At 52.6% G+C, this 24,201-nt stretch carries 25 protein-coding genes; 19 read left to right on the forward strand and 6 right to left on the reverse strand.

The window, feature by feature from the left end:
- The first annotated feature begins 320 nt into the window (after nucleotides 1-320).
- The 4 genes from hslV (at nucleotide 321) to FOE74_RS10750 (ending at nucleotide 4,659) form a co-directional block, all read left to right on the forward strand.
- Nucleotides 321-860, forward strand: a complete 540-nt coding sequence (gene hslV, locus FOE74_RS10735; protein WP_149098592.1) for an ATP-dependent protease subunit HslV — start codon at nucleotides 321-323, stop codon at nucleotides 858-860.
- A gap of 100 nt (nucleotides 861-960) precedes the next feature.
- Nucleotides 961-1,932: a deoxyhypusine synthase family protein gene (locus FOE74_RS10740; RefSeq protein ID WP_149098593.1), complete on the forward strand. Its 972-nt coding sequence runs from the start codon at nucleotides 961-963 to the stop codon at nucleotides 1,930-1,932.
- A 510-nt stretch (nucleotides 1,933-2,442) separates the two neighbouring features.
- A complete protein-coding gene (locus FOE74_RS10745; protein WP_149098594.1) occupies nucleotides 2,443-3,036 on the forward strand; it encodes a DUF4136 domain-containing protein in 594 nt (197 codons plus the stop codon).
- Between the two features lie 183 nt (nucleotides 3,037-3,219).
- Complete coding sequence (locus FOE74_RS10750) at nucleotides 3,220-4,659, forward strand: pyridoxal phosphate-dependent decarboxylase family protein (RefSeq protein ID WP_149098802.1); 1,440 nt, start codon at nucleotides 3,220-3,222, stop codon at nucleotides 4,657-4,659.
- A 17-nt stretch (nucleotides 4,660-4,676) separates the two neighbouring features.
- On the opposite strand, the gene FOE74_RS10755 is transcribed toward FOE74_RS10750, so the two are convergent.
- The gene (locus tag FOE74_RS10755) at nucleotides 4,677-5,261 is read right to left on the reverse strand and encodes a 2'-5' RNA ligase family protein (RefSeq protein ID WP_149098595.1); all 585 of its coding nucleotides are present in this window, start codon (nucleotides 5,259-5,261) and stop codon (nucleotides 4,677-4,679) included.
- A gap of 244 nt (nucleotides 5,262-5,505) precedes the next feature.
- Here FOE74_RS10755 and FOE74_RS10760 point away from each other — a divergent pair, with 244 nt between their 5' ends.
- Nucleotides 5,506-7,437 carry an ABC-F family ATP-binding cassette domain-containing protein gene (locus FOE74_RS10760; protein WP_149098596.1) on the forward strand — a complete coding sequence of 644 codons (1,932 nt, stop codon included), beginning with the start codon at nucleotides 5,506-5,508 and terminating at the stop codon, nucleotides 7,435-7,437.
- Nucleotides 7,438-7,645: 208 nt separating this feature from the next.
- On the forward strand, nucleotides 7,646-8,971 hold the full coding sequence (locus FOE74_RS10765) for a type IX secretion system plug protein (RefSeq protein ID WP_149098597.1): 1,326 nt from the start codon (nucleotides 7,646-7,648) through the stop codon (nucleotides 8,969-8,971).
- A 497-nt stretch (nucleotides 8,972-9,468) separates the two neighbouring features.
- On the opposite strand, the gene FOE74_RS10770 is transcribed toward FOE74_RS10765, so the two are convergent.
- From FOE74_RS10770 to rsmA, 3 genes are read right to left on the reverse strand one after another with little or no spacing between them, the layout of a single operon-like run.
- Entirely contained in the window at nucleotides 9,469-10,440 is a 972-nt protein-coding gene (locus FOE74_RS10770) for an NAD(P)-dependent oxidoreductase (RefSeq protein ID WP_149098598.1), read from the reverse strand.
- Between the two features lie 49 nt (nucleotides 10,441-10,489).
- Nucleotides 10,490-11,842: a magnesium transporter gene (gene mgtE / locus FOE74_RS10775; RefSeq protein ID WP_149098599.1), complete on the reverse strand. Its 1,353-nt coding sequence runs from the start codon at nucleotides 11,840-11,842 to the stop codon at nucleotides 10,490-10,492.
- Nucleotides 11,832-12,614: a 16S rRNA (adenine(1518)-N(6)/adenine(1519)-N(6))-dimethyltransferase RsmA gene (rsmA, locus tag FOE74_RS10780; RefSeq protein ID WP_149098600.1), complete on the reverse strand. Its 783-nt coding sequence runs from the start codon at nucleotides 12,612-12,614 to the stop codon at nucleotides 11,832-11,834. The genes mgtE and rsmA overlap by 11 nt, the downstream gene beginning before the upstream one ends.
- A gap of 55 nt (nucleotides 12,615-12,669) precedes the next feature.
- Between rsmA and FOE74_RS10785 the strand changes: the two genes are divergently transcribed.
- The 13 genes from FOE74_RS10785 (at nucleotide 12,670) to FOE74_RS10845 (ending at nucleotide 22,797) form a co-directional block, all read left to right on the forward strand.
- Nucleotides 12,670-14,106, forward strand: a complete 1,437-nt coding sequence (locus tag FOE74_RS10785; protein WP_149098601.1) for a leucyl aminopeptidase family protein — start codon at nucleotides 12,670-12,672, stop codon at nucleotides 14,104-14,106.
- Nucleotides 14,107-14,110: 4 nt separating this feature from the next.
- Nucleotides 14,111-15,118 carry a 4-hydroxythreonine-4-phosphate dehydrogenase PdxA gene (pdxA, locus tag FOE74_RS10790; protein WP_149098602.1) on the forward strand — a complete coding sequence of 336 codons (1,008 nt, stop codon included), beginning with the start codon at nucleotides 14,111-14,113 and terminating at the stop codon, nucleotides 15,116-15,118.
- A gap of 116 nt (nucleotides 15,119-15,234) precedes the next feature.
- Nucleotides 15,235-15,462 (forward strand): UPF0175 family protein, encoded by a 228-nt coding sequence (locus tag FOE74_RS10795; RefSeq protein ID WP_149098603.1) that lies wholly within the window; start codon nucleotides 15,235-15,237, stop codon nucleotides 15,460-15,462.
- Nucleotides 15,446-15,913, forward strand: a complete 468-nt coding sequence (locus tag FOE74_RS10800) for a DUF3368 domain-containing protein (protein ID WP_149098604.1) — start codon at nucleotides 15,446-15,448, stop codon at nucleotides 15,911-15,913. The genes FOE74_RS10795 and FOE74_RS10800 overlap by 17 nt, the downstream gene beginning before the upstream one ends.
- Nucleotides 15,914-16,266: 353 nt before the next feature.
- Nucleotides 16,267-16,824: a YceD family protein gene (locus FOE74_RS10805; protein WP_149098605.1), complete on the forward strand. Its 558-nt coding sequence runs from the start codon at nucleotides 16,267-16,269 to the stop codon at nucleotides 16,822-16,824.
- Nucleotides 16,825-16,856: 32 nt separating this feature from the next.
- On the forward strand, nucleotides 16,857-17,051 hold the full coding sequence (rpmF, locus tag FOE74_RS10810; protein WP_062544815.1) for a 50S ribosomal protein L32: 195 nt from the start codon (nucleotides 16,857-16,859) through the stop codon (nucleotides 17,049-17,051).
- 64 nt (nucleotides 17,052-17,115) lie between these two features.
- Nucleotides 17,116-18,057 carry a phosphate acyltransferase PlsX gene (gene plsX / locus FOE74_RS10815; RefSeq protein WP_149098606.1) on the forward strand — a complete coding sequence of 314 codons (942 nt, stop codon included), beginning with the start codon at nucleotides 17,116-17,118 and terminating at the stop codon, nucleotides 18,055-18,057.
- A gap of 36 nt (nucleotides 18,058-18,093) precedes the next feature.
- Nucleotides 18,094-19,092: a beta-ketoacyl-ACP synthase III gene (locus FOE74_RS10820; RefSeq protein ID WP_149098607.1), complete on the forward strand. Its 999-nt coding sequence runs from the start codon at nucleotides 18,094-18,096 to the stop codon at nucleotides 19,090-19,092.
- Between the two features lie 123 nt (nucleotides 19,093-19,215).
- Complete coding sequence (efp, locus tag FOE74_RS10825; RefSeq protein ID WP_149098608.1) at nucleotides 19,216-19,779, forward strand: elongation factor P; 564 nt, start codon at nucleotides 19,216-19,218, stop codon at nucleotides 19,777-19,779.
- Between the two features lie 4 nt (nucleotides 19,780-19,783).
- Nucleotides 19,784-20,266 (forward strand): acetyl-CoA carboxylase biotin carboxyl carrier protein, encoded by a 483-nt coding sequence (gene accB / locus FOE74_RS10830; RefSeq protein WP_149098609.1) that lies wholly within the window; start codon nucleotides 19,784-19,786, stop codon nucleotides 20,264-20,266.
- Between the two features lie 115 nt (nucleotides 20,267-20,381).
- On the forward strand, nucleotides 20,382-21,725 hold the full coding sequence (gene accC / locus FOE74_RS10835; RefSeq protein ID WP_149098610.1) for an acetyl-CoA carboxylase biotin carboxylase subunit: 1,344 nt from the start codon (nucleotides 20,382-20,384) through the stop codon (nucleotides 21,723-21,725).
- 184 nt (nucleotides 21,726-21,909) lie between these two features.
- A complete protein-coding gene (locus tag FOE74_RS10840; protein ID WP_149098611.1) occupies nucleotides 21,910-22,188 on the forward strand; it encodes a hypothetical protein in 279 nt (92 codons plus the stop codon).
- Nucleotides 22,189-22,197: 9 nt separating this feature from the next.
- Nucleotides 22,198-22,797 carry a DUF6340 family protein gene (locus FOE74_RS10845; RefSeq protein ID WP_149098612.1) on the forward strand — a complete coding sequence of 200 codons (600 nt, stop codon included), beginning with the start codon at nucleotides 22,198-22,200 and terminating at the stop codon, nucleotides 22,795-22,797.
- A gap of 86 nt (nucleotides 22,798-22,883) precedes the next feature.
- On the opposite strand, the gene FOE74_RS10850 is transcribed toward FOE74_RS10845, so the two are convergent.
- Both FOE74_RS10850 and FOE74_RS10855 read right to left on the reverse strand, forming a co-directional pair.
- Nucleotides 22,884-23,459 (reverse strand): DUF3109 family protein, encoded by a 576-nt coding sequence (locus FOE74_RS10850; protein WP_149098613.1) that lies wholly within the window; start codon nucleotides 23,457-23,459, stop codon nucleotides 22,884-22,886.
- A gap of 130 nt (nucleotides 23,460-23,589) precedes the next feature.
- On the reverse strand, nucleotides 23,590-24,018 hold the full coding sequence (locus tag FOE74_RS10855; protein ID WP_149098614.1) for an STAS/SEC14 domain-containing protein: 429 nt from the start codon (nucleotides 24,016-24,018) through the stop codon (nucleotides 23,590-23,592).
- Between the last annotated feature and the right edge of the window lie 183 nt (nucleotides 24,019-24,201).

The raw sequence follows: 24,201 nt of genomic DNA on the forward strand, positions 1-24,201 counted from the left end.
AGTTTTTTCTCTGTTTGATGTTTAAAAGGGAGTGAACCCGCAAAGGTAAAAAGACCTACTATTTTACAAAATTTAAGAACATCTAAATTATTTTAAAAATTATTAAATATCCTAATAAAAGTTGCCTTACTGGCCTTCTTCGCCCTATCCATTGAGTAGTTTGGTTGGAAAGGGATTCTTAAGGGTGTGTCTCTACCCCCACCTCCATTAAGCAGGCAATAGTCTCATTTAAGGAGCAGGTTCGGGTATTAGGAAAGTTTGTCGTACTTTCGTGGTTGATGGACTTAACGCTAAGCTCGTCTTATTTAAGAAAGAAAAACATGCCGAAAATACGTTCTACCACCGTATTGGGGATCTACCATAACGGGGAAGTAGCCTTGGGAGCCGATGGCCAGGCCACCATGGATAAATATATCGCCAAAAGTAACGTGCGCAAAGTGCGGAAGCTGCAAGATGGAAAAATAGTGACGGGTTTTGCCGGTTCCACCGCCGATGCCTTCACCTTGTTGGAGCGCTTTGAGGAGAAACTGGGGGCCTACGGCAACAACATGAAGCGGGCTGCCATTGAACTGGCCAAAGACTGGCGCAAAGACCAGTACCTGCGCAAGCTGGAAGCCATGATGGTGGTGGCTAACAAAGAGGAGTTGCTCATTATCTCCGGTACCGGAGATGTGCTGGAACCAGACCACCAGATAGCGGCTATTGGGTCTGGCAGCACCTATGCCCAATCTGCCGCGCTGGCACTCAAGAAACATGCCCCGCACCTGACCGCTGAGGAAATGGTACGCGAGGCCCTGACCATTGCCGCCGATATCTGTATCTACACAAATCATAACCTCATCATAGAGAAACCGAACTAACCCCGGTCATTTCCTGTTTGGTCCATGGTTCTCTTAAACAGAGGCTAAAAAGCTTATAACAGAAGTACTAATAACCTATTTCCAAACCTATTTGAACAGCATGAAGGTAACGCAGTTCCTGAAAGATCATTACAAGCATTTTAACGCAGCCGCTCTTATTGATGCCGCTGAAGGTTATAAAACCCATTTGAACGAGGGTGGTAAAATGATGATTACCCTGGCGGGTGCTATGAGTACCGCCGAACTGGGCATCATTCTGGCTGAAATGATCCGGCAGGATAAAGTACAGGCCATTACCTGTACCGGAGCCAACCTGGAAGAAGACATCTTCAACCTGGTGGCGCATGATTTCTATGAGCGCATTCCTAATTACCGTGACCTGACGCCTCAGGACGAGCAAGACCTGCTGGACCGCCACCTGAACCGGGTGACAGACACCTGTATTCCAGAGGAAGAGGCCATGCGCCGTTTAGAGCATGTGGTGCTGAAATACTGGCAAAAGGCCGACCAGGCCGGTGAAGCCTATTTCCCGCACCAGTTCTTCTACCAGATCCTGCTTTCTGGTGAATTGGAGCAGCATTACCAAATTGACCCCAAAAACAGCTGGATGCTGGAAGCGGCCAAGAAAAACCTGCCCATCTTTGTACCGGGCTGGGAAGATTCTACCCTGGGTAACATCTACACGGGCCACGTGATCTCCGGTGACATCAAGAACGTACACACCATGAGAACGGGCATCCAGTACATGATGGAGCTGGCCGAGTGGTATACGAATACAGCCAAAGAAGATTCCACCATCGGGTTCTTCCAGATTGGCGGCGGTATTGCCGGCGACTTCCCTATCTGTGTGGTACCTATGCTGCACCAAGATCTGCAGCGCACAGGCGTTCCATTGTGGGGTTATTTTGCTCAGATCTCTGACTCCACCACATCTTACGGGTCGTATTCCGGTGCCGTGCCCAATGAGAAAATCACCTGGGGCAAGCTGGGCATCCACACGCCTAAATTCGTGATAGAGTCTGACGCGACCATTGTGGCTCCCTTGATTTTTGCCATTGTGTTAGATATGTAAGGCTTAGCTTTGATAAAAACAGAAAGGCGGGACTTGTTCCCGCCTTTTTTTGTGCCCTTTTTGTAAAACAATACAAATATAATTTTGTACCTTGAAGAGAAGACTTAAGATACCAATTACCTAAACGCATTGGTACTCATGGCCATACGCCCGCTATTCTTTAGTGCCCCTGCTCCTACCGGACATCGGCAATGTTCAACCCAATGGCTTAACCCGCCCTTGGTAAGGCCTACTGCCTCTGCTTTTCCCCTAAAAGCGATACCGTTCTCTTCCGTTTTGGGCCTGTTTTGTCCAAACTCCCTCCCCCTGCCTTCACCTGAATTTCTCACTTAATTACCGTCAAATGCTATGGTGATAGAATACCTTACAAATTCTTAAGGTAATCTTCCAATTATTCTACCAATTTTAAGCAAGTAAATAACTGTTTTTACTTTTCTTATATTAATTAGAACCTTCCCTGAATAGAATGCCGTAAGTATCGGATAAGCAGAACCTTAAAGCCGGAAGAAAATGAGAAATCTTAACCACCTATCCACCCTTCTACTAGTGTTGTTAATAGGCACATTAAGTAGCTGCCTTGGTTTTGGCAATCGTAAGTTTGGGTCAGATTACAGTTACGCGGGTGCCTTCCATAAGTACCGCACCTTCAATTTTATCACCCACGCCTCTGAAGAAGATAGCGCTACGCTGAAGAACTATGAAGTGCTGAAGAAATACATCCGGGAGCGGCTGGAAATCCAGGGTTACGAGTTTAGCGACAAGAAGCCTGATCTTTTGGTCAGCTATTACATTTACTACAATGACCTGAACATGAAAGGATATGAGCAGGAGGAATTTGATATCTGGCTGGTGAACAATGAGGAACCTACCAAAGAACACGAAGCCTATAGGCCCATCAAAATGTACATGAGCCAAGGCACGCTTCTGGTGACCTTGCTGGACCACAAGAAGCAGAACGCTGTCTGGCAGGGGTACACGTCAGGGGTTCTCTCAGATCCCAACACAGAAAGCACCGCCTACCTGAACCGGGCCGTAAGGACCATCTTTGACCAGTACCGCGTTTTCCGGAAAGGCTACCTGCGCGAGAACTCTTCTGCTAATTAACTTTAATTTGCCAGGTTGATTCCTGGCAGAGGCTGGTTTAGGGCGTCTTTTTATAAAAAGGCCCCTAAACCGGCCTCTTTTTTTGCCTTCGCTTTCCCAAAGCCCAAAAGACCTGTCCACTAAATAGTAACTTGGAAGTTGCTATTAGAACAAGAACTCCTTTCCATAACCAGCCTGTTTGTGATGCACCCTTCCTCTTATCCCCTGGAACCCAATGAAGCTGACCGGCTCCAGGTTCAGCAAGCCGTAGAGACCTACGTGCAGTCCTTCTTGCGCCAGTTGCCCTCTTTGCCTGCCTTCATAGCCTCGCCCGTTAAAGGAGCCGGCCTGCTAGAAAGTCCCTTTGAGGAACATCCCGGCCACATTGAAGAAGCTCTGCGCCTCTTGCAGACCGAAGTGAACGAACCCGGTATCACGGCCGCCTCTGGAGGGCATCTTGGTTACATACCGGGTGGAGGGTTGTACTACTCTGGCTTAGGGGATTACCTGGCCGCGGTGACGAACAAATACGCCGGGATTTTCTTTGCCGCACCGGGGGCCGTACGCATGGAGAACATGCTGCTGCGGTGGATGGCGGGTATGATCGGGTTTCCGGCACAGGCCGTGGGCAACCTCACCTCCGGCGGAAGCATCGCCACCCTTATTGCCTTGGCTACGGCCCGCGACGCCCAGGGCATCAAGTCCCGCCAGATCCCAGACGCGGTAGTGTACCTGACGGAACATGCCCACCATTGCCTTGACAAAGCCCTCCGGATTGCTGGCCTGGGAGAATGCCCCCTGCGCTATGTTGCCATGGACACCCAGTACCGGATGGACCCCAAGGCCCTGGAAAAAGCGGTTATCGCGGACAAAGCGGCCGGGTTAACGCCCTGGCTCGTGATTGCCTCCGCCGGCACCACTGACGTGGGAGCCATTGATCCGCTCCCTGCGCTGGCCCAGATAGCCCGGCAGCACCGCCTCTGGTTCCACGTAGATGCGGCGTACGGCGGGTTCTTCGCCCTGGCGGCTTCTGGCAAGGAGAAGTTGACCGGTATTGAAGCCGCCGATTCTGTGGTGATGGACCCGCACAAGGGCTTGTTTATCCCCTATGGCTTGGGGGCAGTGCTCATCAAAAACGCGGAGCAGACGGCAGCCACCCACCATTACCAGGCCAATTACATGCAAGACGCCCTCTCCGCCACCCAGGAACTATCTCCCGCCGACTTATCGCCGGAATTGAGCAAACACTTCAGAGGACTTAGGCTGTGGCTTCCGCTTAAACTGCATGGGGTAGCGGCTTTTAGGGAGGCGCTGGAGGAAAAACTTACCCTAGCCCAGTACGCGTACGATCAATTACGTCAACATCCTGCCTTTGAGGTACCGGTGGCTCCGGAACTGTCGGTGGTGATTTTCCGGTATCTTCCCGCGGCCGGCCTAGAGGCCAATGAGTTCAACCAGAATCTGATCAAAGCCGTGCAGTCTGATGGACGGGTGTTTCTGTCTTCTACCCTGCTGAACGGGGTGTTCATGCTGCGTCTGGCCATTCTCTCTTTCAGAACGCACCAAGACACCATTGACCTGGCCCTGGAGATCCTGCTAGAGAAGGCGCAACAACTGGAGCAGTCGCATAAAGAAGAGAAATAAAAAGTGGGAGGGTCTGCCTAGAGTCGGACTTTCCCTGCAGAAAACGGAACAGAAGCTTTCGCTTCCTCCCCCACCAGAGGGAACACGTCATCTTTGAGGAACAGGTCCCCGTGCTTGGTGAGCAGGGCAAGATTGTCCAGTTCCACCTGCCAGTTGAAATTCTCCCGGCTCAGGAAAAGCAGGGCCTGAGCCACTACCTCAGGCGTGGTGTCACCCAAAGCTAACGACAGGTGCGGCATCCAAAGGTTGGGATGGTACAGCGGACCCACCTCCTGGCACACCAGGCTCACCTCCCGGTGCAGTTGGGCATGGAAGTGGTTGAGGTCGGCAGTTCTGAGGATGGGGATGTACAGGATAGGCTTTTCGCCGGTGAAGATACCCAAACCAGTGGTAGTGACCTTGAGCCGGCAGCAGACCCCGGAGGTTTTCCCTAGGATTTCCTTCAGGTTAGGCAAGCTCCCGTCATTCACCGTGACCAGGGTAAGGTGCGGGTACGGGGTCATTTGCACGCCCTTCAACCCAAACTCCCTCTCCAAGCTAAAAATCAGTTGATTTACTTTATCTGAATCCTGTGCGTTGAGGAGGGATACAATTGCTACCATAGACGGCAAGTTTAAGGTTTATTGGTCTTTTCCCAAACATAACGGCAAAAACCAAATTAACTTTTACCCACAACGAGATTAGAAGGCCAGGGTTTAAAAGGAGGTTAAAATCAGTAGTTACCCCACCTCAAAGCCCCTGCCGCTACCCGGTATAGAAACGGGCCGGCTCTCTTTCCCCCTGGAAAACCTGAGAATAAGGTTTGTACAGAATTGCGTACCTTTGCGCCTTATCACGCGTTTATCCATGATTTCCATTAATAACCTACAATTCCATTTCGGGAGCCGTACCCTGTATGAAGACGCCAACCTGCACATCAAGCCCAAAGACAAAATAGGGTTGGTAGGGCTGAACGGGACTGGCAAGTCTACCTTGCTGCGCCTGTTGGTGGGGGAATACAAGCCAGATGGCGGCAGCATCCAGATGAGCCGTGAGACCACCCTGGGTTTCCTGAACCAGGACCTGCTTTCTTATGACACCCATGAGAGCATCCTTAACGTGGCCATGCAAGCCTTTGAGGAGGCCATTCAGCTGCAGCACCAGATAGACGAGGTACTGCACCAGATGGAAACCGACTACCAGGACGAACACATTGATAAACTGGCCCGGCTTCAGGAGCATTTTGAGGCCCTGGACGGATATAACATGCAGATAAAGGCCGAGGAAATCCTGGAAGGCCTGGGCTTTACGACCCAGGAACTGCAGCAGCCCCTCAAGACCTTCTCCGGAGGATGGCGTATGCGCGTGATGCTGGCCAAAATCCTCTTGCAGAAACCCTCCTTACTGTTACTGGATGAGCCTACCAACCACTTGGACTTACCGTCCATCAAGTGGATTGAAAACTACCTCAGCGCGTATGAAGGAGCCCTGGTGATTGTTTCTCACGACCGCGAATTCCTGGACCGGACTACCAACGTCACCGTGGAAGTCTCCGGTGGTAAACTGAACGTGTATGCCGGTAACTACAGCTTCTACCTGGAGGAAAAAGAGCTTCGGAACGAGATCCAGAAAGGCGCCTATGAGAACCAGCAGCAGCAGATCAAGCAGGCCGAGCAGTTTATAGCCCGTTTTAAGGCAAAAGCCACCAAAGCCAAGCAGGCCCAAAGCCGCATGAAAGCCCTGGACAAGATGGAACGCATTGAAGACGTGGCCGGTGACGCCCCCGTGGTGAACTTTAAGTTCCAGTTTACCGTGCAGCCGGGCCGCAACATCCTGCGCCTGGAGAACGTGAGCAAAAGCTACGGCGAGAAGCTGATCTTCCAGAACACGCACGTCAACATTGAGCGCGGCGACAAGATTGCCTTGATAGGCGCCAACGGAAAAGGAAAGTCCACGCTCATGCGCATCATTGCCGGTGACGAGCCCATTAAAGGCGAGCGCCAGCTGGGCCACAACGTGATCATGGCCTTCTACGCCCAGCACCAGCTGGAGAGCCTGCACGTGGAGAATGAGATCCTGCAGGAGATGGTACAGGCCGGTAGCCGCCGTACCGAGATGGAACTGCGCGGGGTACTGGGCTCCTTCCTCTTCACCGGCGACACCGTGTTCAAGAAGATCAAGGTACTTTCCGGGGGAGAGAAAAGCCGGGTTGCCCTGGCCAAAACCCTGATTTCAGAAGCCAACTTCCTGCTGCTGGATGAGCCTACCAACCACTTGGACATGCAGTCGGTGAACATCCTGATCCAGGCGCTGGAGCAATACGAGGGTACCTTTGTGGTCATCTCCCACGACCGGTATTTTGTGGAGAACGTGGCCAACAAGATCTGGTACATTGAAGACCATGTGCTGAAAGAATACCCCGGCACCTACCACGAATATGAGTATTGGATGGAACAGCGCGATAAAGGCCTTAAACGACCCACTCCGCAACAGACCGCCTCCAATGCGAAGGCTCCGGCCAAGCCCAAGCCCACCCCCAGCCAGCAACAGGAACTGGAGCAGGAACTGAAAAAAGTAAACCAGAAACTGAAACAGGTAGAAGGCCTGGTGAACGAACTGGAAGGCAAACTGAAGAACTGCGAAAGCAAACTGGCTCTCCCCAGCACCTACGCTGACCCCAATGCCTTGCATGAGGCCACCCAACAGTTCAACAAGATCAAGGGCCAGCTAGACAAGGAACAAGGCGCCTGGGAACAGCTCATGCTCCAGGCAGATGAACTGGAAAACCAACTTAAATAAAATAGGAACCTCACTGGCCTCAAGAACCGGTGAGGTTTTCTGTTTAGGGGTTCTTTTCAGGAAATTGGCCAGAAACCGAAAATAAATCCAGCTCCGGAGCGTACGTAAAAACAGGTACTACCCAAACTTATCAGACATCAGCCGGAAGTTTTTATCTTGCCTTCCGCTCTTGCGGCGCTGTCGCCCAGATACTATTAACTTGACCAACATGACCTTCCCCTTCAACTGGAAAACCACCCTCCTGGCCTTCACCCTGCTGGGTACTTCGCTTACCGGCTGCGTCCCGGTTGAGTCAACGGGCTCGGGAACCGGGGCCACCCGCACCAGCGCCTTGACCTATACAGATGCCGTCTATTCCGCTGACGTGCACTCAGTGCAGTTTTATGCCAGAAACAACAACCTAGGCGACGTGCTGGCCCCGCCGGTGATTCCCATGGATCAAAGCACACCCCTCCTGCTGGAATTTGACCGCATGGCTGCCCCGCGGGCGCGGGCCGTGGTAAAACTGCACCATTGCAATGCCAATTGGCAGCCTTCCCAATTGCAGCCCCTCCAATATGTTCAGGATTACAACGAATTCTTCATTCTGGAGGTAGACCCGTCTACTGCCACCAAGGTGCCTTACTGGCATTACCGTTTTCAGGTTCCTCCTGTAAAAGTAAGCGGGAATTATGTTCTGGAAGTGTCTGAGGAAGGCGGCAACCTGCTGCTGAGCCGGCGGTTCTCGGTGTATGAGCAACAAGTGTCTATCGCTTTAAGGCCGGTGGCCACGGCGGGTGCCGGAGACCGGTACCAGCGGCAACAGATGGACTTCAACGTCTTCTACCCGCAATACCCCCTGGTGAACCCGGCCCAGGAAGTGAAAGTGGTGTTGCGCCAGAACCACCGCTGGGACAATGCCAAGCTGTTCACCCGTCCCACCTTTATCCAGGAAGCCCAGCGCCGGCTGGAATACCAGTTGTTTGAACCCAACCAGGCATTCCTGGGCCTGTCTGAATTCCGACCCCTGGACACGCGCAGTGAGCGCTTCAGCGGCGTAGGGGTAGAACGCAGGGACAATTCCGCCATCCCAGACCGCGTGTACACCGTGGTAGGCCGGAGCCGGGGGACGGAAGTCTACAGCAGCCAGCCAGACGCCAACGGCAAGTTCCTCTTCGGCAGCCGCGAATACGGGAACGCTCCCCTCAACGCCGATTACCAACAGGTCGTCTTCCAGCTTCAAGCCCCTGAGCCGGCTCCCGGCCCCGTGTACGTGTTTGGTGGCCTCACGGACTGGCAACTGAAGGAACCCTTCAAGATGACATATGACGCTGAGAAGCAGCTCTACACCGCCACCGCCTTGCTCAAGCAAGGCTACTACAACTATTACTTTGCCCTGAAAGGACCCGATGGCCAAGCCGCCCCCCAATATTTTGAAGGCAGCCACTTCGCCACCGAGAACGAGTATGACGCCCTGGTCTACTACCGCCCCCCCGGCTCCAGAGCCGACCTGCTCATAGGATACTCCACCATCACCTTCAATGGCCAGCGGTAAGGTAGTGCTAGTTGTTAGTGTTTAGTAGTTAGTGTTTAGGAGTTGGTGATTAGGAGGATTTTATTAGAAGTAGTTTGGTAGACGTCCAAGCTGGCGCGTGTTTGCAACTCTTGCCTATAGATGCCGGGGAGCTTCCAGTCTCCCCTCGCTGCGGGAGCAGCGAAACTTGTGCTGTTAATAGGTGATACTTCTTTAACTATTCTCGCACAAGCCTATAACAGGCACCTTCCTTCTTTTGAAATGAAGTTCCCCCTTCCATATGCCGCTAAAGACCTCGTTGCGTCTGGAAGACCTGCGAGAGTCTATGGCACAACCCCTGGCTCCCGGCGAGTTTAGAGACTCACGTCATCCTTAGGCACGAGACACCAATCACGCACCAGGTAAAAAAACGTTTTGTATAGGTTAATGCCCTCCAATGAGAAGAACCTTCCTTCAGTAAAGGATAGCCGGAAGCTTGAGGCTTTTGCTGCGTTTATACAAAAACAGCCCTGAAACATCTATTTATTTCTGACAGCCAGATAGGTGGTTAGTTTGCTTACCAGGACTTCGTTGATGCGCACGTAGGATTCCTGCGTCCAGCCGGCCACGTGGGGAGTCAGAATCACGCGGGGGTGCTCCTTTAAATACATCAGCCGTTCCTGCTGCTCAGGCCTGAGGGCGTTTAGCTTCTCGTTTTCCAGCACATCTAAGGCAGCTCCCCGTATGCGGCCTACCTTCATGGCATCCACCAGAGCGGCATGGTCTAACACTTCGCCCCGGGCAGTGTTCAGGAGCCACAGCGGCTGTTGAAACCCGGCCAGTAACTGCTCATTGACAAAGGAATGGTTTTCTTTTGTGTACGGGATGTGCAGACTCAGGACCTGGGCTTTTTGCTGGAGTTCTTCCAGAGAGCAAAGCCGCACGTGCGGAAAGGGATTCTCCACCGGCTGTTGGTCATAGGCCAGCACCTCGCAATCAAAGCCCTGCAGGCGCATAGCGAAGGCCTTGCCCATGTGCCCGAAGCCAATCAAACCGATGGTCTTCCCACCTACCTCTTCACCACGGTTGTCTTCGCGCAGCCATTGCCCCTGCCGAATCTGCCGGTCGCCTTGGTTGATTTTCCGGAACAGGGTGAGCAGCAGGCCAAGGGTATGTTCGCCCACGGCATCGCGGTTTCCTTCGGGGGCATTGATCAAGGTGATGCCACGGGCCTCTAACACCCCATCGTCAATGTTATCTACGCCGGCCCCTGCCCGGGCCAGCACTTCCAGTTTTGGGGCGTTTTTCAATAAATCGGCCGTAATCCGCATTTTGCTGCGCACCACCAGCATGTGGTACTCCGGCAGAAGCGCCGGGACTTCTTCTTTTTTCACCTGAGGCAGGTAGGTAACCTCCACGCCGTGGCTTTCCAGCATGGGCAGCAGGCTTTCGTGCATAAGGTCAATAAGGAGACAGCGGAAGGCAGAAGCAGAAGCAGAAGCAAGGGACATAGGTACTAGGTTGTATTTATGAGGTGATTTCAGGAAAATGAGCCGGAAATCAAAGGTTCAACAAGAGGTGCGCCACCAGGAAATAAACTCCCAGGCCCAGTAAGTCATTGGCGGTGGTGATAAAGGGCCCGGCAGCGACTGCGGGGTTTACACCGTATTTATCCAGAATCATAGGTGTAACGGTGCCCATGAACGAAGAAAGCAACACCACACTGAACAAGGCCACGGCCACCACCAAAGATAAGGTGAGCTGCACCCCAAACAGGATGTTGAAGCCCAGCACCAGCCCAGACATGACCAGCCCGTTGATGACCGCCACCAGCAACACCTTGATGATACGCGAGGTGAAGTTGTCAAACATGATGGTTTTGTTCGCCAGGGTCTGGATGATGATGGACGAAGACTGAATGCCCACGTTTCCGCCGGTGGCGGTGATAAGCGGCGTGAACATGGCCAAAGCCGGAATGATGGCAATATCCCCCTCAAAGAGCCCGATGAACCGAGCCCCCAGCAAACCGCCCACCATGCCCACCATAAGCCAGGGCAACCGCGCCCGGGAGAGCCGGAACACGCTGTCGTCTTCCTCAATGTTCTCGGTGATACCCGTCATCAGTTGGCGGCTCAACTCGGCCTGTTCCTGGATCACGTCAATGACGTCATCAATGGTGATGCGGCCCAGCAACCGCCCCTGGATGTTCACCACCGGGATGGCCTCCAGGTCGTATTTCTGCATGACGGCTGCCACCTCCTGGTCGCTTTTGAACGACTCAATGGAAATCACATCGGCCTCATAGATCTGAGAGATGGGGGTCTGGTCATTGGAGAGCAACAGGGTTTTCATGCCCAGCCGCCCTACCAGCTTGTCACGGTCGTCTACCACGTAAATGGCATAGACCTTTTCCACGTTCTCGGCTTGGCGCCTGATCTCCTCGGTGCATTGGCCAACCCGCCAGTTGATGTTCACCTTGATCAGCTCTTTGGCCATAAGCCCGCCGGCGCAGTCCTCATCATAGTGCAACAACTCAATGATGTCGGCTACGTGTTCCTGGTCTTCCAGCTGGGCGATGATCTCCTCTTTGCGTTGTACGGGCTGCTCGTTGAGCAAATCCACCGCGTCATCAGAGTCCATCTCGCCTATGTAGCGGGCAATCTCCTCAATGGTGAAGTTCTTCAGGAAACTGGCGCGCACGTCAGAGTCCAGGTCACTGAGGATCTCAGCGCCTACCTCGGCGGGCAGCACATCCATCACGTACTTGCTTTGCTCCGTGTTGAGCTCGTACAAGACGGTGGTGATGTCCACGGGGTACATTTCCTCCATGTTGGAGAGAATGAACTCCGCATCGCGCCGCTCAATGGCGTCTTCTATCTGGTCAATGAACTCGCGGGTGATTTCAGACGGCATGCTGCTGGATCAGAAGGGTCAGGTTGATGAAATCGGTCACGGAAAGCTGTTCGGCGCGTTTGTCAAACAGGGTATCCTGGGTTACCTCTACGGGAAGGTTAAAAGGCTTGAGGCAGTTACGCAAGGTTTTGCGGCGGGTGGCAAAGCTGGCTTTCACCACCTTGAAGAACAGTTTCTCATCGCAGGGCAAATGAGTCACCTCATTGCGCGTGAGCCGCACCACCGCGCTTTTCACCTTAGGCGGCGGGTTGAACACGTGCTCGTGCACCGTGAACAGGTACTCAATAGTATAGAAGGCCTGCAAGAGCACGCTCATGATGCCGTAGGTCTTAGAGCCGTGCGGGGCGGCAATGCGTTCGGCCACCTCTTTCTGGATCATGCCCACCACCTCGGGCACCTGGTCGCGGTGGTCCAGCACGGTGAAGAAGATCTGGCTGGAGATGTTGTACGGAAAATTCCCGATGACGGCGAATGGTCCGGAGAATAGCGTTTTCAGGTCGGTTTTCAGAAAATCAGCCAAAAGCACACGGCCCTCCAACTGCGGGAAATGCTCGTTGAGCCAGGCAATGGAGTCGCGGTCAATGTCCACGATGGTGGTTTTGTACGCAGGGTGCTGGATCAGGTATTGGGTGAGCACGCCCATGCCGGGGCCTACCTCTAACACCTCCTGCACGCCGTTGGGCAGGCGCAAGGCCTCCACTATTTTCTGGGCGATGTTGAGGTCGGTGAGGAAATGCTGACCTAGGTGTTTCTTGGGCTGGACGGGCTTCACTGGTTTTCGGTTTCCGTTTGTTAGGGCTATATTGCAGCTCAAAGATACACATCTTATGCGCACAGAACTGACCTACGCCGCAACATTACCGGCTAATACCAGCACCGCCGTCTTGGTTCCGGGCCCTGAGCACCTCCCCCAGGAACTTTTCTCCCCCCAAGAACAGGAATACATCACCCGCCAGCTGGGGTTGAAGAGCACCCTGGTGGCCATCAACCGGTTCACGCACCAGCTGTATCTGGTCATGACGGAGCCTAAGGCCAAAGAAACCCTCACCCAGGAAGCCCTGCGCAAAGCGGGCCACGCCCTGCACCAACGCCTGGTCGCCGACAAGGTGGAAAGGGTAGTGCTACTGGATGGCGCGGACGGCGAGGCCGCTCTGTGCGTGGCCGAAGGATTGGTCTTGAGCAATTATGCTTTCCAGCGCTATAAAACCGAGAAGGTGACGCCTCCCCTCCTTCAGTCAGTGATGATCTCAGGGGTGGGCGTTTCCACTACCCAAGTCTCTGAACTGGCGCACCTGCTGGAAGCGGTCTATCAAACCCGCGACCTCATCAACACGCCACCCAACCTGCAGACCGCTACGCTCCTGAGCGAGCAGATCCAGGAAATGCTGGCCGATACAGACATTAAAATAGAAGTGCTGGACCAGGTGCAGATCCAATCCCTGAAAATGGGCGGCCTTTTAAGCGTGAACCAGGCTTCTGATGAGTCGGCCGCGTTTATCATTCTGGAGTGGAAACCTGAGAACGCCGCTAACGAGCAACCAGTGGTTTTAGTAGGCAAAGGCGTGGTGTATGACACCGGCGGGCTCAGCCTGAAGCCAACGCCCAACTCAATGGACTACATGAAGTCAGACATGTCTGGGGCGGCCGCTGTGGCGGGTACCCTGGCAGCCCTGGCCAGAAATAAAGTACCGCAGTACGTGATCGGGTTGATCCCGGCCACCGACAACCTGATCAGTGCCAAAGGATTCGCCCCCGGCGACGTGATCACCATGCACAGCGGCCATACTGTGGAAGTCCTGAACACCGACGCTGAAGGCCGGTTGATCTTAGCCGATGCCCTGCATTTCGCCAAGCGCTACAACCCAGCTCTGGTCATTGACATTGCCACCCTTACCGGGGCCGCCGCCCGCGCCGTGGGCCGCGAAGGCATTGTCATGATGGGCACTGCCGATGATTTGGTAAAAACAGACCTGAAACTGGCCGGGGAAATGACCCACGAGCGCTTGGTGGAGTTCCCGCTGTGGGACGAGTACCACGAGCACCTGAAATCGGAGATTGCCGACCTCAAGAACATCGGCGGTGCCGAAGCCGGGGCCATTTCCGCGGGTAAGTTCCTGGAGTTCTTCACCAACTACCCTTGGGTGCACCTGGACATCGCCGGCACGGCCTATCTGTTGAGCCCAGACTCTTACCGTGGCAAGCACGCCACCGGCAGCAGCGTACGGTTGCTCTACCATTTCCTTTCTTCCTACGCCACCGCCTAAATTAATGGAGCAAAAAACCAAACCCCGCATAGGGATCACCATAGGAGACATTGCCGGTATAGGCCTGGAGGTAGCGTTGAAGGCCCTCGCAGATAACCGGGTGTTGCACTACTGCACGCCCATTATCTATGGCAGCGCCTCAGTGGTGAACCGGTACCGGAAGCTTCTGGCGCTGGAGAACTTCAGTTTCCATCAGGTGCAGGCTTTTGACCAATTGCACCCCAAGAAGGTGAACGTGCTCAACTGCCTGGAAGAGGAGCTGGAGTTTACGCCCGGAGTACCATCTCCGGCTACCGGAGCCCTGGCCCGGGCTGCCTTGCTGCGCGCGGCTCAGGACCTGAAGGAAGGCCACATCCAGGCCGTGGTGACCGCGCCCATTGACAAAGACAACACCCAGGGCGAAGGGTTCCAATTCCCCGGCCACACCGAGTTCTTCACCACGTATTTCAATGCACCGGAGAGCCTGATGTTCCTGGTGGCCGACGGCCTGAGAGTAGCCACCCTGACCGGGCATATTCCCTTGAAGGAGGTAGCCAGCCGCCTTACTGCAGACTTGCTCATCCGTAAACTCACCATCCTGGACAATTCCCTGCGCAAGGACTTCAGTATTCAGAAGCCCAAGATCGCCGTGCTGGGCCTCAACCCGCACGCCGGGGAGAACGGACTGCTGGGAACGGAGGAAACCGAGATCGTATTGCCGGTCATTGAACAGTTCAAAAACAAAGGCAACCTGGTTTTCGGGCCTTTCCCCGCCGATGGTTTCTTTGGCACGCGCAGCTTCCAGAAGTTTGATGCCACCCTAGCGCTCTACCATGACCAGGGCCTGATCCCGTTCAAGACGCTTGCCTTTGAACGTGGAGTGAACTTCACGGCTGGTTTGCCTATTGTGCGCACCTCGCCTGACCACGGCACCGCCTATGACATTGCGGGGCAGAACAAGGCAGATGAGACCTCTTTCCGGGAGGCCTTGTTTGCCGCCATTGATATCCTACGGGCCAGAGCCGGGGTTTAACCCTTTACCAGGTATAAAAAGGAATGAAAGCGTTTTAGGGCTGTTTATGGGGGAACGGTTCTAAAACGCTTTTTTATTCTTCTTATTGCCCCAAAGAAGATGCGTATATTAGGTATATGAGAACAGTTGTTTTAAACTTGCCAGAGAACGTGGATTTAGATGAAAGGCAGACGGTCCGTTTCTTGGCCGCTAAGTTGTACGAGTCGGGGAAATTGTCTCTGGGCCATGCAGCCGAACTAGCAGGTCTTTCTAAAGTAGCCTTCGCAGAAATTCTGAGCGACTTCAATGTTTCGCTATTCAATTATCCAGCCAGTGAAATAATACAAGATGCCGCTGCCATCTAGAGTAGTAATCGCTGACACCAGCTGCTTTATTCTTTTAGACAAGATTGGCGAGCTCATCCTGCTCAGGCACTTATTCATTCAGGTGGTTACCACCACCGTTATCGCCTCTGAGTTCGGCAGCGTCTTACCTGATTGGATTTCTATTGAAGAAGTTACCAATACGAAATATCAGAGGCTTTTAGAGTTGGAGGTAGACAAAGGGGAAGCCAGCGCCATAGCTCTTGGATCTGAAAAAGAAAACAGCCTGCTGATCCTAGACGATCTGCAAACTCGTAACTTAGCACAAAGGTTAGGCTTATCTTTCACCGGTACGTTGGGTCTTATTGCCAAAGCCAAACAAGAAGGCATTATACCATCTGTGAAACCCATCGTTCAGAAGATAAGGGAAACCAATTTCAGGTTCAGCGAGGAAGTCTTTACTAACATGCTTAAAGCAGCAGGTGAACTCTGAACAAAATGAACCCTGCGCGGGCGCGAGGAAATAAACTTCGCGGGATTCATAGGTTCTAATTTTCCCATGATGAAGGTACCTCAACTCCCATTAAGGTGCTTTTACTGGAAGCAAGAGTTTCAGAAGATAAAAGAAGTAGTTTCTGACAAAATCACCCTTGGCTTCATGGTTATATTTTACTACCCCTATCCAATCGAATCTATCTTCCTCACAATGAACTAGTCCCACAAACGTGCTGTTTTACCCAAGACAAGCCCAAAAATGGGTATTTATTAACCAGCGCAAAAAAGGCATTTGGATTTTATAATTCAGATATTCTTGCTAATTTTGCGACTTGCAAAAAAAGAGGCAACGTGAAGGAGATTAAGAAATACGACATTCACCTTGTGAAGCTGGGCAACAAGAGCCACAGCTACGAGTTTGAGTTGGATAATAACTTCTTTGGGTTGTTTGAGCAGGAGCTGATCCTGGGCGGCAACTTGAAGGCAGACGTCGTGCTGCACAAGTCGGAGCTTCTTTTGCAGTTCGATTTCCACATCACGGGGACGGTTCGTCTGATCTGCGACCGGAGTTTGGAGGAGTTTGAGCATCCCCTGGAAGTTCAGCAGACGCTTCTTGCACGGTTTGGGCCCGAAGACCTGGAACTGGATGAGAACGTGCTGCAGATTGTACCAGAGACCCAATACATCAACATTGCCCAGCACCTCTATGATTATATAGGCCTGGCCATCCCCATGAAAAAGCTGCATCCGCGGTTTGTGGAGGAAGACCAGGAATTGGAAGATGACCCACAAGCTGAAGGCTTGCTGATCTACTCCACCGGCTCTGAGGAAGATGAGGAAGAAAATGGCGACGAGGACGGAGACGGTCCGGTGGACCCGCGCTTTGCCGCCCTTAAAAAGTTAAAATAAGTTTATAACCAATTTTGTAATAATTACCTGCGATGGCACATCCTAAGCGAAAAATCTCCAAAACCAGAAGAGATAAGAGAAGAACGCACGACAAAATCACTCCAAAGGCGATTTCTATCTGCCCTAACACCGGGGAGGTGCACCAATACCACAGAGCTTACGTGGTAGACGGAGATTTGTACCACAACGGTAAAGTGGCGATCAAAAATTATACCTCTGTTGCCTAATAAAGCTTGCCTGTTCAGGCTTTATTTTAGTTACTTGTAGGATAATTTACGAAACACGCTTTACATGAAAATAGCTCTGGATGCAATGGGCGGCGATTTCGCCCCCGACGCAGTTGTAGAAGGCGCACTTTTGGCGGCTGAGACATTAAAGGATAAGGTGGAGATTTTCCTCATAGGAGATGAAGACCGCATCCATTCCCTCCTTCAAAAGCACCACTACACTGGTTCCAGAGTACAGGTTGTTCACGCATCTCAAGTCATTGGGATGGGTGAACACCCTACTAAAGCCCTTACCCAGAAACCTGATTCCAGTATTGCGGTAGGGTACGGCATGCTGGCCTCTAAGAAAGTAGACGCCTTCTGCAGCGCTGGCAACACCGGCGCCATGCTGGTGGGGGCCGTGTTCAGCGTGAAACAGGTAGAAGGCATTCTTCGGCCGGCGCTGGCCAGCTTTGTGCCCAAACTCACTGGCGGGTACGGGGTCATGTTAGACGTAGGCGCCATTGCCGATTGCAAACCAGAGATTCTGGAGCAGTTTGGAGAAATTGGCTCTATCTGCGCAGAGTTCCTGCTGGACATTGAGAAACCCCGCGTGGGCCTCATGAACCTGGGAGAGGAAGAAGGCAAAGGCACCATGGTGACCCAGCCTACCTACAAACTCCTCAAAGAAAACAAATCCATCAACTTTATCGGGAACATTGAAGGCCGCGACCTGTTCAATGACAAAGCCGATGTCATCGTTTGCGATGGCTTCACCGGAAACGTCATTCTGAAACTGGCTGAGTCTATCTATGACATCCTGGTAGAGAAAAAAATCAATGATCCCTTCTTTGACCGCTTCAACTATGAGGCGGTTGGCGGAAGCCCCATTTTAGGGGTGAACGGGAACGCGGTCATTGGCCACGGCGTCTCCACCCCTACTGCTATCTGCAATATGCTGCACCTGGCCAACAAAATGGCAGAGTCCCATATCTCAGACAGATTCAGAAAATACTTTGGTGCCTAACAGGCACTCCTTCACCAGACAACCCTTCAGAACGATATGAGCAAAATAACCGCCGCGATCACCGGTGTGAGCGGATATGCCCCAGAGTATGTGATGACCAACCACGAGTTGGAGACCATGGTGGACACCAACGACGAATGGATCGTGAGCCGCACGGGCATCAAGGAAAGGCGCATCCTGAAGGGGGAAGACCAGGGCACCTCGGCCATTGCCATTCCGGCCGTGTTAGACCTCCTGAAAAAAACCAACACCGACCCTGCTGAGGTGGAAATGCTCATCTGCGCCACCACCACCCCAGACCTGGTGTTCCCGGCTACGGCCAATATCATCACTGCTGAAACCGGCTGTGTCAACGCCTTTGGCTATGACCTGCAGGCTGCTTGCTCTGGTTTCCTGTTTGCCCTGGCCACTGGGGCGCAGTTCATAGAGACAGGTAAATACAAGAAAATCATCATCGTGGGCGCTGATAAGATGTCCGCTATTGTAGACTATACAGACCGCGCTACTTGCATCATCTTCGGAGATGGTGGCGGAGCGGTCATGCTGGAGCCCAACACAGAAGGATTAGGGGTGCAGGACAGCATCCTGAAGTCCGATGGGTCCGGGGTTCCTTTCCTGCACCAGAAAGCGGGCGGCAGCCGCCGTCCGGCCACGCAGGAGACGCTTGACCGCCGCGAGCACTTCGCGTTCCAGGAAGGGCAGCAAGTATTCAAGTTCGCGGTGAAAGGCATGGCCGATGTGTCTGCCGAGATCATGGAGCGCAACCACCTGACCGCCGACGACATTGCCTGGCTTGTGCCGCACCAGGCCAACAAGCGCATCATTGACGCTACGGCCAACCGTATGGGCGTAGGCCCTGAGAAGGTGATGATCAACATCCAGAAATATGGCAATACCACCAGCGGCACCATTCCCTTGTGCCTGTGGGAGTATGAAAATCAACTTAAAAAAGGAGATAATGTGGTTCTAGCGGCTTTTGGCGGTGGATTTACCTGGGGCTCCATTTACCTCAAGTGGGCGTATGACCCCAAGTAAGCAGACTGTTTTTCGTCTTCTTTTATAAAATAGATCAAAAAATTCGGCTATCTTTGGCCGAATTTTTTTATGTCCAAACGGGAAAAACCCGTAGACATTTTAAACCGAAATACACCATACCCTATGGCAACAACCGCTGATTTCCGCAACGGGCTTTGCATTGAATTCAACGGCGACTTATGGCTCATCTCTGAGTTTCAGCACGTGAAACCAGGCAAGGGCCCCGCTTTCGTTCGCACCAAACTGAGAAACATCAAAACCGGTAAAGTACTGGACAACACCTTTACCGCCGGGGTGAAAGTAACCACCGCCCGGGTTGAGCAGCGGCCCCACCAATTCATCTTCAAAGACGATTACGGCTACAATTTCATGGACCTGGAGTCTTTTGAGCAGGTAAGCCTGGAAGAGCGTATGGTGCCTTTCGCTGACCTGATGAAGGAAGGCCAGGAAGTGACCATCCTGTTCCACGCGGAGACAGAAACGCCGCTCACCGCTGAACTTCCTACGTATGTAGAGCTGGTGATCACGTATACAGAACCGGGCATCAAAGGAGATACCGCCACCAATACCCTAAAACCAGCCATTGTTGAAACCGGAGCCACTATTTCTGTGCCCCTGTTCATTGGCCAGGACGAGAAAATCAAGGTAGACACGCGTACCTATACCTACGCCGAACGAGTAAAATAGAACTATGAAAGCCAAGGAAATCCAAGAACTGATTGATTTCATCGCGAAATCAGGCCTGAACAAAGTTGACATTGAGACCGAGGAGTTTAAAATCTCCGTGCAACGGGAAGCCAGCCAGAAAGTGAAATACACTACTGGCCCTGCGCAGGCACCACAGGCGCCTCAGGCCCTGCCAGCTGCCCCGGCCCCACAGGCCGCCCCTGCCGCACCCGCAGCCCCTCAACCGGCCGCTGATGACTCCAGCAAATACCTCACCATCAAGGCGCCTATGATTGGTACCCTTTACCGGTCAGCCAACCCAGAAACACCAGCGTTCGTGAACGTGGGCGACGAGGTGAAAAAAGGCCAGGTCATCTGTATCATTGAAGCCATGAAACTGTTCAACGAGATTGAATCTGAAGTTTCAGGCAGAATTGTAAAGGTATTGGTTGACAATTCCACCCCAGTGGAATACGACCAACCCCTGTTCTTGGTAGACCCTAGCTAATTCAATTTGAATATTTGAAAATTAGATGATTTGGAAATGGAGATACTATTTGTGTCTCCTTTTTCATCATATCATCTTCCCATCTCCAAATCTTCAAATCTTCTAATCTGACAACATGTTCAAAAAAATACTAATTGCCAACCGTGGCGAGATTGCGCTTAGGGTGATCCGAACGTGCAAAGAAATGGGAATCAAGACGGTAGCCGTGTACTCTACCGCCGATAAGGAAAGCCTGCACGTGCGTTTCGCGGATGAGGCCGTTTGCATTGGGCCTGCCTCTAGTGCCCTCTCTTACCTCAACATGCCTAACCTGATTGCCGCCGCGGAGATCACCAACGCCGACGCCATCCATCCTGGTTATGGTTTCTTGTCTGAAAACGCGGAGTTTTCCAGAATCTGCGCTGAAAACGGCATCAAGTTCATTGGCGCCTCCCCAGAGATGATCAACTCCATGGGTGACAAATCCTCGGCCAAGGAATACATGAAAAGAGCCGGGGTGCCTACCATTCCAGGTTCTGACGGGTTATTAGAGTCGGCTGAGCAAGGCAAGAAACTGGCCGCCAAAATCAAGTACCCGGTGATCATCAAAGCCACCGCTGGTGGTGGTGGGCGCGGGATGCGCATCATCAAATCAGCTGATGAATTTGACAAAGCCTGGAACGATGCCCGCCAGGAAGCCAAAGCGGCCTTCGGGAACGACGGCATGTACCTGGAGAAATTCGTGGAGGAACCCCGTCACATCGAGATCCAGATCGTGGGCGACCAGTTTGGCAAGGTATGTCACCTGTCTGAGCGGGATTGCAGCATCCAGCGCCGCCACCAGAAACTGATTGAAGAAACCCCCTCTCCTTTTATTGACGACGACCTGCGCGAGCGCATGGGCCAGGCAGCCATTGCCGGTGCTGCCGCCATCAACTATGAAGGCGTGGGAACCATTGAATTCCTGGTGGACAAGCACAAGGACTTCTACTTCATGGAGATGAACACCCGTATTCAGGTGGAGCACCCCATCACCGAGGAAGTAGTGAACTATGACCTGATCAAAGAGCAGATCAAAGTAGCGGCCGGTATCCCTATCTCGGGCAAGAACTACTACCCGCAGATGCACGCCATTGAGTGCCGCATCAACGCCGAGGATCCTAAGGCCAACTTCCGCCCTAGCCCCGGCAAGATCAACGTGCTGCACATTCCAGGTGGTCACGGGGTACGCGTAGACACGCACGTTTATGCGGGTTACACCATTCCAGCTAACTATGACTCCATGATCGCGAAACTGATTGTGAGCGCCCAAACGCGCGAAGAGGCGTTGGTGAAGATGAAGCGGGCCTTGAGCGAGTTTGTGATTGAAGGCGTAAAAACCACCATTCCGTTCCACTTAGCCATGATGGATGATGAAGGCTTCAAATCCGGAAACTTCACCACCAGCTACCTGGATAGCTACGATTTCACGCAGTTGTAAGAAGCTTGCCACTTTACCCACCAACAGAAAAGCAGCCTCACCCGGGCTGCTTTTCCGTTGGTGGGCTTTTCAGATTCTTATCCTAGGATTTAGTTACTCCTCCCTTTTAAGAATGCATTCGTTTTTTAGATGGTGCCTCTCCGGGCTGTTACTGGCGTGTACCGGTTGTACAGATCAGCTGTATATGAAAGTGCAGCAACCAGCAGCGGTTTCCTTCGCCTCCGCTCCTGCCCAATTTTTGGTACTCTCTCTGGATAATGTCCCTATAAAAGGATCCTCTGAGAAAACGAAGGCGGTTTATTCCAAGGCCAGACAGCAAGCCTTGGCCAGCGTTCAGGAAGAGGTAGCTAAAAGAAATATCACCAAGGCCATCCTGGCAGACAGTGCCGATGGGGTCCCAACCCTTTTGCAGAAGTCCCCCCTTTCGCGGGAAGTGGTGCAGGAACTGTGTCTCCAGAAATAAACCACGCATGTGCTGGCCCTGCATTCTTTGACGGCAGACATCCAAAGAACCGGAGTCACCATAGGCGACCAGGTGCCGGTTCACCCCAAGGTAGGGCGCCCAGGTTATATATGGCATTACACCGTTCTGGTTTCCGCGCAGTGGGTACTGTATGACCGCCAAGGCTTGGTAGTGGATTCTGCTCTGGTTTCTGCCCGCACCCCCTTCGTGTTCTCCGCAGAGAATACCCGAAGCCTCACTATTCTTACCCCCTCCCCGGCCCAGTCTGGTGCTTCCATTAGTGCGGCCGCCAAGGCCAATGGTCAGATATATGCCCAGCGCTTGAGTGCAAAAGACATAGTGGTGAATCGCCCCTACTACCGTACTGGTGATCTGGCGCCGGCTGCTGAATGGATCAAGGCCAGAAACTGGCCCGTAGCCGCTGCTTTGCTTCTGCCCCTGGCCTCTTCCGGCTCTTCTCCGGTATCCATCAAAGCAGCGTACAACCTGGCCATACTCTCTGAGGCGCAGGGCAACCGAGAAGAAGCCAGGCTATGGGCCCAACAGGCTGCCCAGGCAGGAGATGGGTTGGCACGCAAGATGCTGGCCGACCTGGATAAAAACCGATAGCCCTAAAAGCAATTCACCCGTTTGGGGCCTGTTTTTCAATAAACAGGCCCCAAACGGGTGAATTGCTTTTTATCCAGGACAGGTGCTTATTTCACCAAGGCTTCATTCGTTACCAATTCCTCCAACTCCTGGAACCACTCCTGGCCGTAGCGCCGGATGAGCGGTTCCCGCAGAAACTTGTAAACTGGTACGCCTAACTCCTGCCCAAAAGAGCAGGCAGGGTTGCAGATTTCCCAGCGGTCGTAGTTCAAGGCCTCAAATCCGTCATATTTGGTGATTCGGATGGGGTACAGATGGCAGGAAATAGGCTTCTTCCAAGAGATCTTACCATCCAGGTAGGCTGCCTCAATGGCACACTTGAGGGTAAGGTTCTCGTCATAGATAGCGTATGCGCACTCGCGGTTCCCAATGGTGGTGGTACTGAAGTCGCCGTTGAATTCTTCTACAAATAAACCCTGCGCTTCCACGGCGGCTACGCCTTCTGCTGACATATATGGCTTTACGTAGGCATAGACCTCCGCCAGGATAGGCAATTCATCTTGTTCCAGCGGGGCACCTAAATCCCCCTCCACGCAGCAGGCGCCTTTGCATTTCTCCAGATTGCAGACAAAGAACTTTTCTTTTAGGTCGTCTGAGAGAACGGTGTTTTGTAGTACTATCATGAGCTTCTTCTTACAGCAGAAAGACAAAAGTACCGCTATTTAAGTTCGACCGCAAAAACAGGAATAAGAATATCAGAAATCAGGAACACCGCCTTTTTTGTGGAGGTTTTTTACAAAAAGGACAAAATACCTAAACCTCCATAACCCAAGCCAGGGCTTTTGTCTCGTTTTCAAAAAAATGGGTGTCAAACGCCACTCCTCCGCCCCCTTTCATAAGCATGTTCTCTACGGCCATCTTGTTGAAAATATCAGTAGCCACAATCACCGCCATCCGTTTTACCTGCCCCCTCCTTGAAAACTCGGGCGCCCACTCCCGGGCGGTCCATTCCTGGTCTGCGGGTCTGATGGCTTTCGCGTTGGTATTGTCCCCTATCCATCGGGTTACCGGATGTTCTGTGACCAGTTGGAGGTAAATGTCAAGAATTTGCCGGTATTCCTCACTGTTGACAAAGTCTTGCCACTGGGTCCGGACCAACTTGAGGTTCTCATCATAGGTAATGATGATTTTATCGTTTTTGAAATATATCATGTTGTGGTCTGTCTGTTTGTCTATGGGCATGGGAGATCTATTCTTTCTGAAATGACCGATAATACCCTGCTTTGAGCTATTCGTATTATCAGGCACTTCCTTCTCCAGCGCACTGCCCTAGGAACAAATGTAAGAAATAACCCTATTCTTTTCTTCCCATCTTCAACAAGGCCCTGACCTCCGGGTTAAGGCAGGCCCCAAAAGAATTTTGGG

The organism is Rufibacter glacialis, from assembly GCF_008271745.1.
Classification (GTDB): Bacteria; Bacteroidota; Bacteroidia; order Cytophagales; family Hymenobacteraceae; genus Nibribacter; species Nibribacter glacialis.

What these genes read in the sequence shown, in the direction of transcription:
- hslV (WP_149098592.1), top strand. Translation starts at nt 321, where the DNA reads ATGCCGAAAATACGTTCTACCACCGTATTGGGGATCTACCATAACGGG.
- FOE74_RS10740 (WP_149098593.1), top strand. Translation starts at nt 961, where the DNA reads ATGAAGGTAACGCAGTTCCTGAAAGATCATTACAAGCATTTTAACGCA.
- FOE74_RS10745 (WP_149098594.1), top strand. Translation starts at nt 2,443, where the DNA reads ATGAGAAATCTTAACCACCTATCCACCCTTCTACTAGTGTTGTTAATA.
- FOE74_RS10750 (WP_149098802.1), top strand. Translation starts at nt 3,220, where the DNA reads ATGCACCCTTCCTCTTATCCCCTGGAACCCAATGAAGCTGACCGGCTC.
- FOE74_RS10755 (WP_149098595.1), bottom strand. Translation starts at nt 5,261, where the DNA reads ATGGTAGCAATTGTATCCCTCCTCAACGCACAGGATTCAGATAAAGTA.
- FOE74_RS10760 (WP_149098596.1), top strand. Translation starts at nt 5,506, where the DNA reads ATGATTTCCATTAATAACCTACAATTCCATTTCGGGAGCCGTACCCTG.
- FOE74_RS10765 (WP_149098597.1), top strand. Translation starts at nt 7,646, where the DNA reads ATGACCTTCCCCTTCAACTGGAAAACCACCCTCCTGGCCTTCACCCTG.
- FOE74_RS10770 (WP_149098598.1), bottom strand. Translation starts at nt 10,440, where the DNA reads ATGTCCCTTGCTTCTGCTTCTGCTTCTGCCTTCCGCTGTCTCCTTATT.
- mgtE (WP_149098599.1), bottom strand. Translation starts at nt 11,842, where the DNA reads ATGCCGTCTGAAATCACCCGCGAGTTCATTGACCAGATAGAAGACGCC.
- FOE74_RS10785 (WP_149098601.1), top strand. Translation starts at nt 12,670, where the DNA reads ATGCGCACAGAACTGACCTACGCCGCAACATTACCGGCTAATACCAGC.
- pdxA (WP_149098602.1), top strand. Translation starts at nt 14,111, where the DNA reads ATGGAGCAAAAAACCAAACCCCGCATAGGGATCACCATAGGAGACATT.
- FOE74_RS10795 (WP_149098603.1), top strand. Translation starts at nt 15,235, where the DNA reads ATGAGAACAGTTGTTTTAAACTTGCCAGAGAACGTGGATTTAGATGAA.
- FOE74_RS10800 (WP_149098604.1), top strand. Translation starts at nt 15,446, where the DNA reads ATGCCGCTGCCATCTAGAGTAGTAATCGCTGACACCAGCTGCTTTATT.
- rpmF (WP_062544815.1), top strand. Translation starts at nt 16,857, where the DNA reads ATGGCACATCCTAAGCGAAAAATCTCCAAAACCAGAAGAGATAAGAGA.
- plsX (WP_149098606.1), top strand. Translation starts at nt 17,116, where the DNA reads ATGAAAATAGCTCTGGATGCAATGGGCGGCGATTTCGCCCCCGACGCA.
- FOE74_RS10820 (WP_149098607.1), top strand. Translation starts at nt 18,094, where the DNA reads ATGAGCAAAATAACCGCCGCGATCACCGGTGTGAGCGGATATGCCCCA.
- efp (WP_149098608.1), top strand. Translation starts at nt 19,216, where the DNA reads ATGGCAACAACCGCTGATTTCCGCAACGGGCTTTGCATTGAATTCAAC.
- accB (WP_149098609.1), top strand. Translation starts at nt 19,784, where the DNA reads ATGAAAGCCAAGGAAATCCAAGAACTGATTGATTTCATCGCGAAATCA.
- accC (WP_149098610.1), top strand. Translation starts at nt 20,382, where the DNA reads ATGTTCAAAAAAATACTAATTGCCAACCGTGGCGAGATTGCGCTTAGG.
- FOE74_RS10840 (WP_149098611.1), top strand. Translation starts at nt 21,910, where the DNA reads ATGAAAGTGCAGCAACCAGCAGCGGTTTCCTTCGCCTCCGCTCCTGCC.
- FOE74_RS10850 (WP_149098613.1), bottom strand. Translation starts at nt 23,459, where the DNA reads ATGATAGTACTACAAAACACCGTTCTCTCAGACGACCTAAAAGAAAAG.
- FOE74_RS10855 (WP_149098614.1), bottom strand. Translation starts at nt 24,018, where the DNA reads ATGCCCATAGACAAACAGACAGACCACAACATGATATATTTCAAAAAC.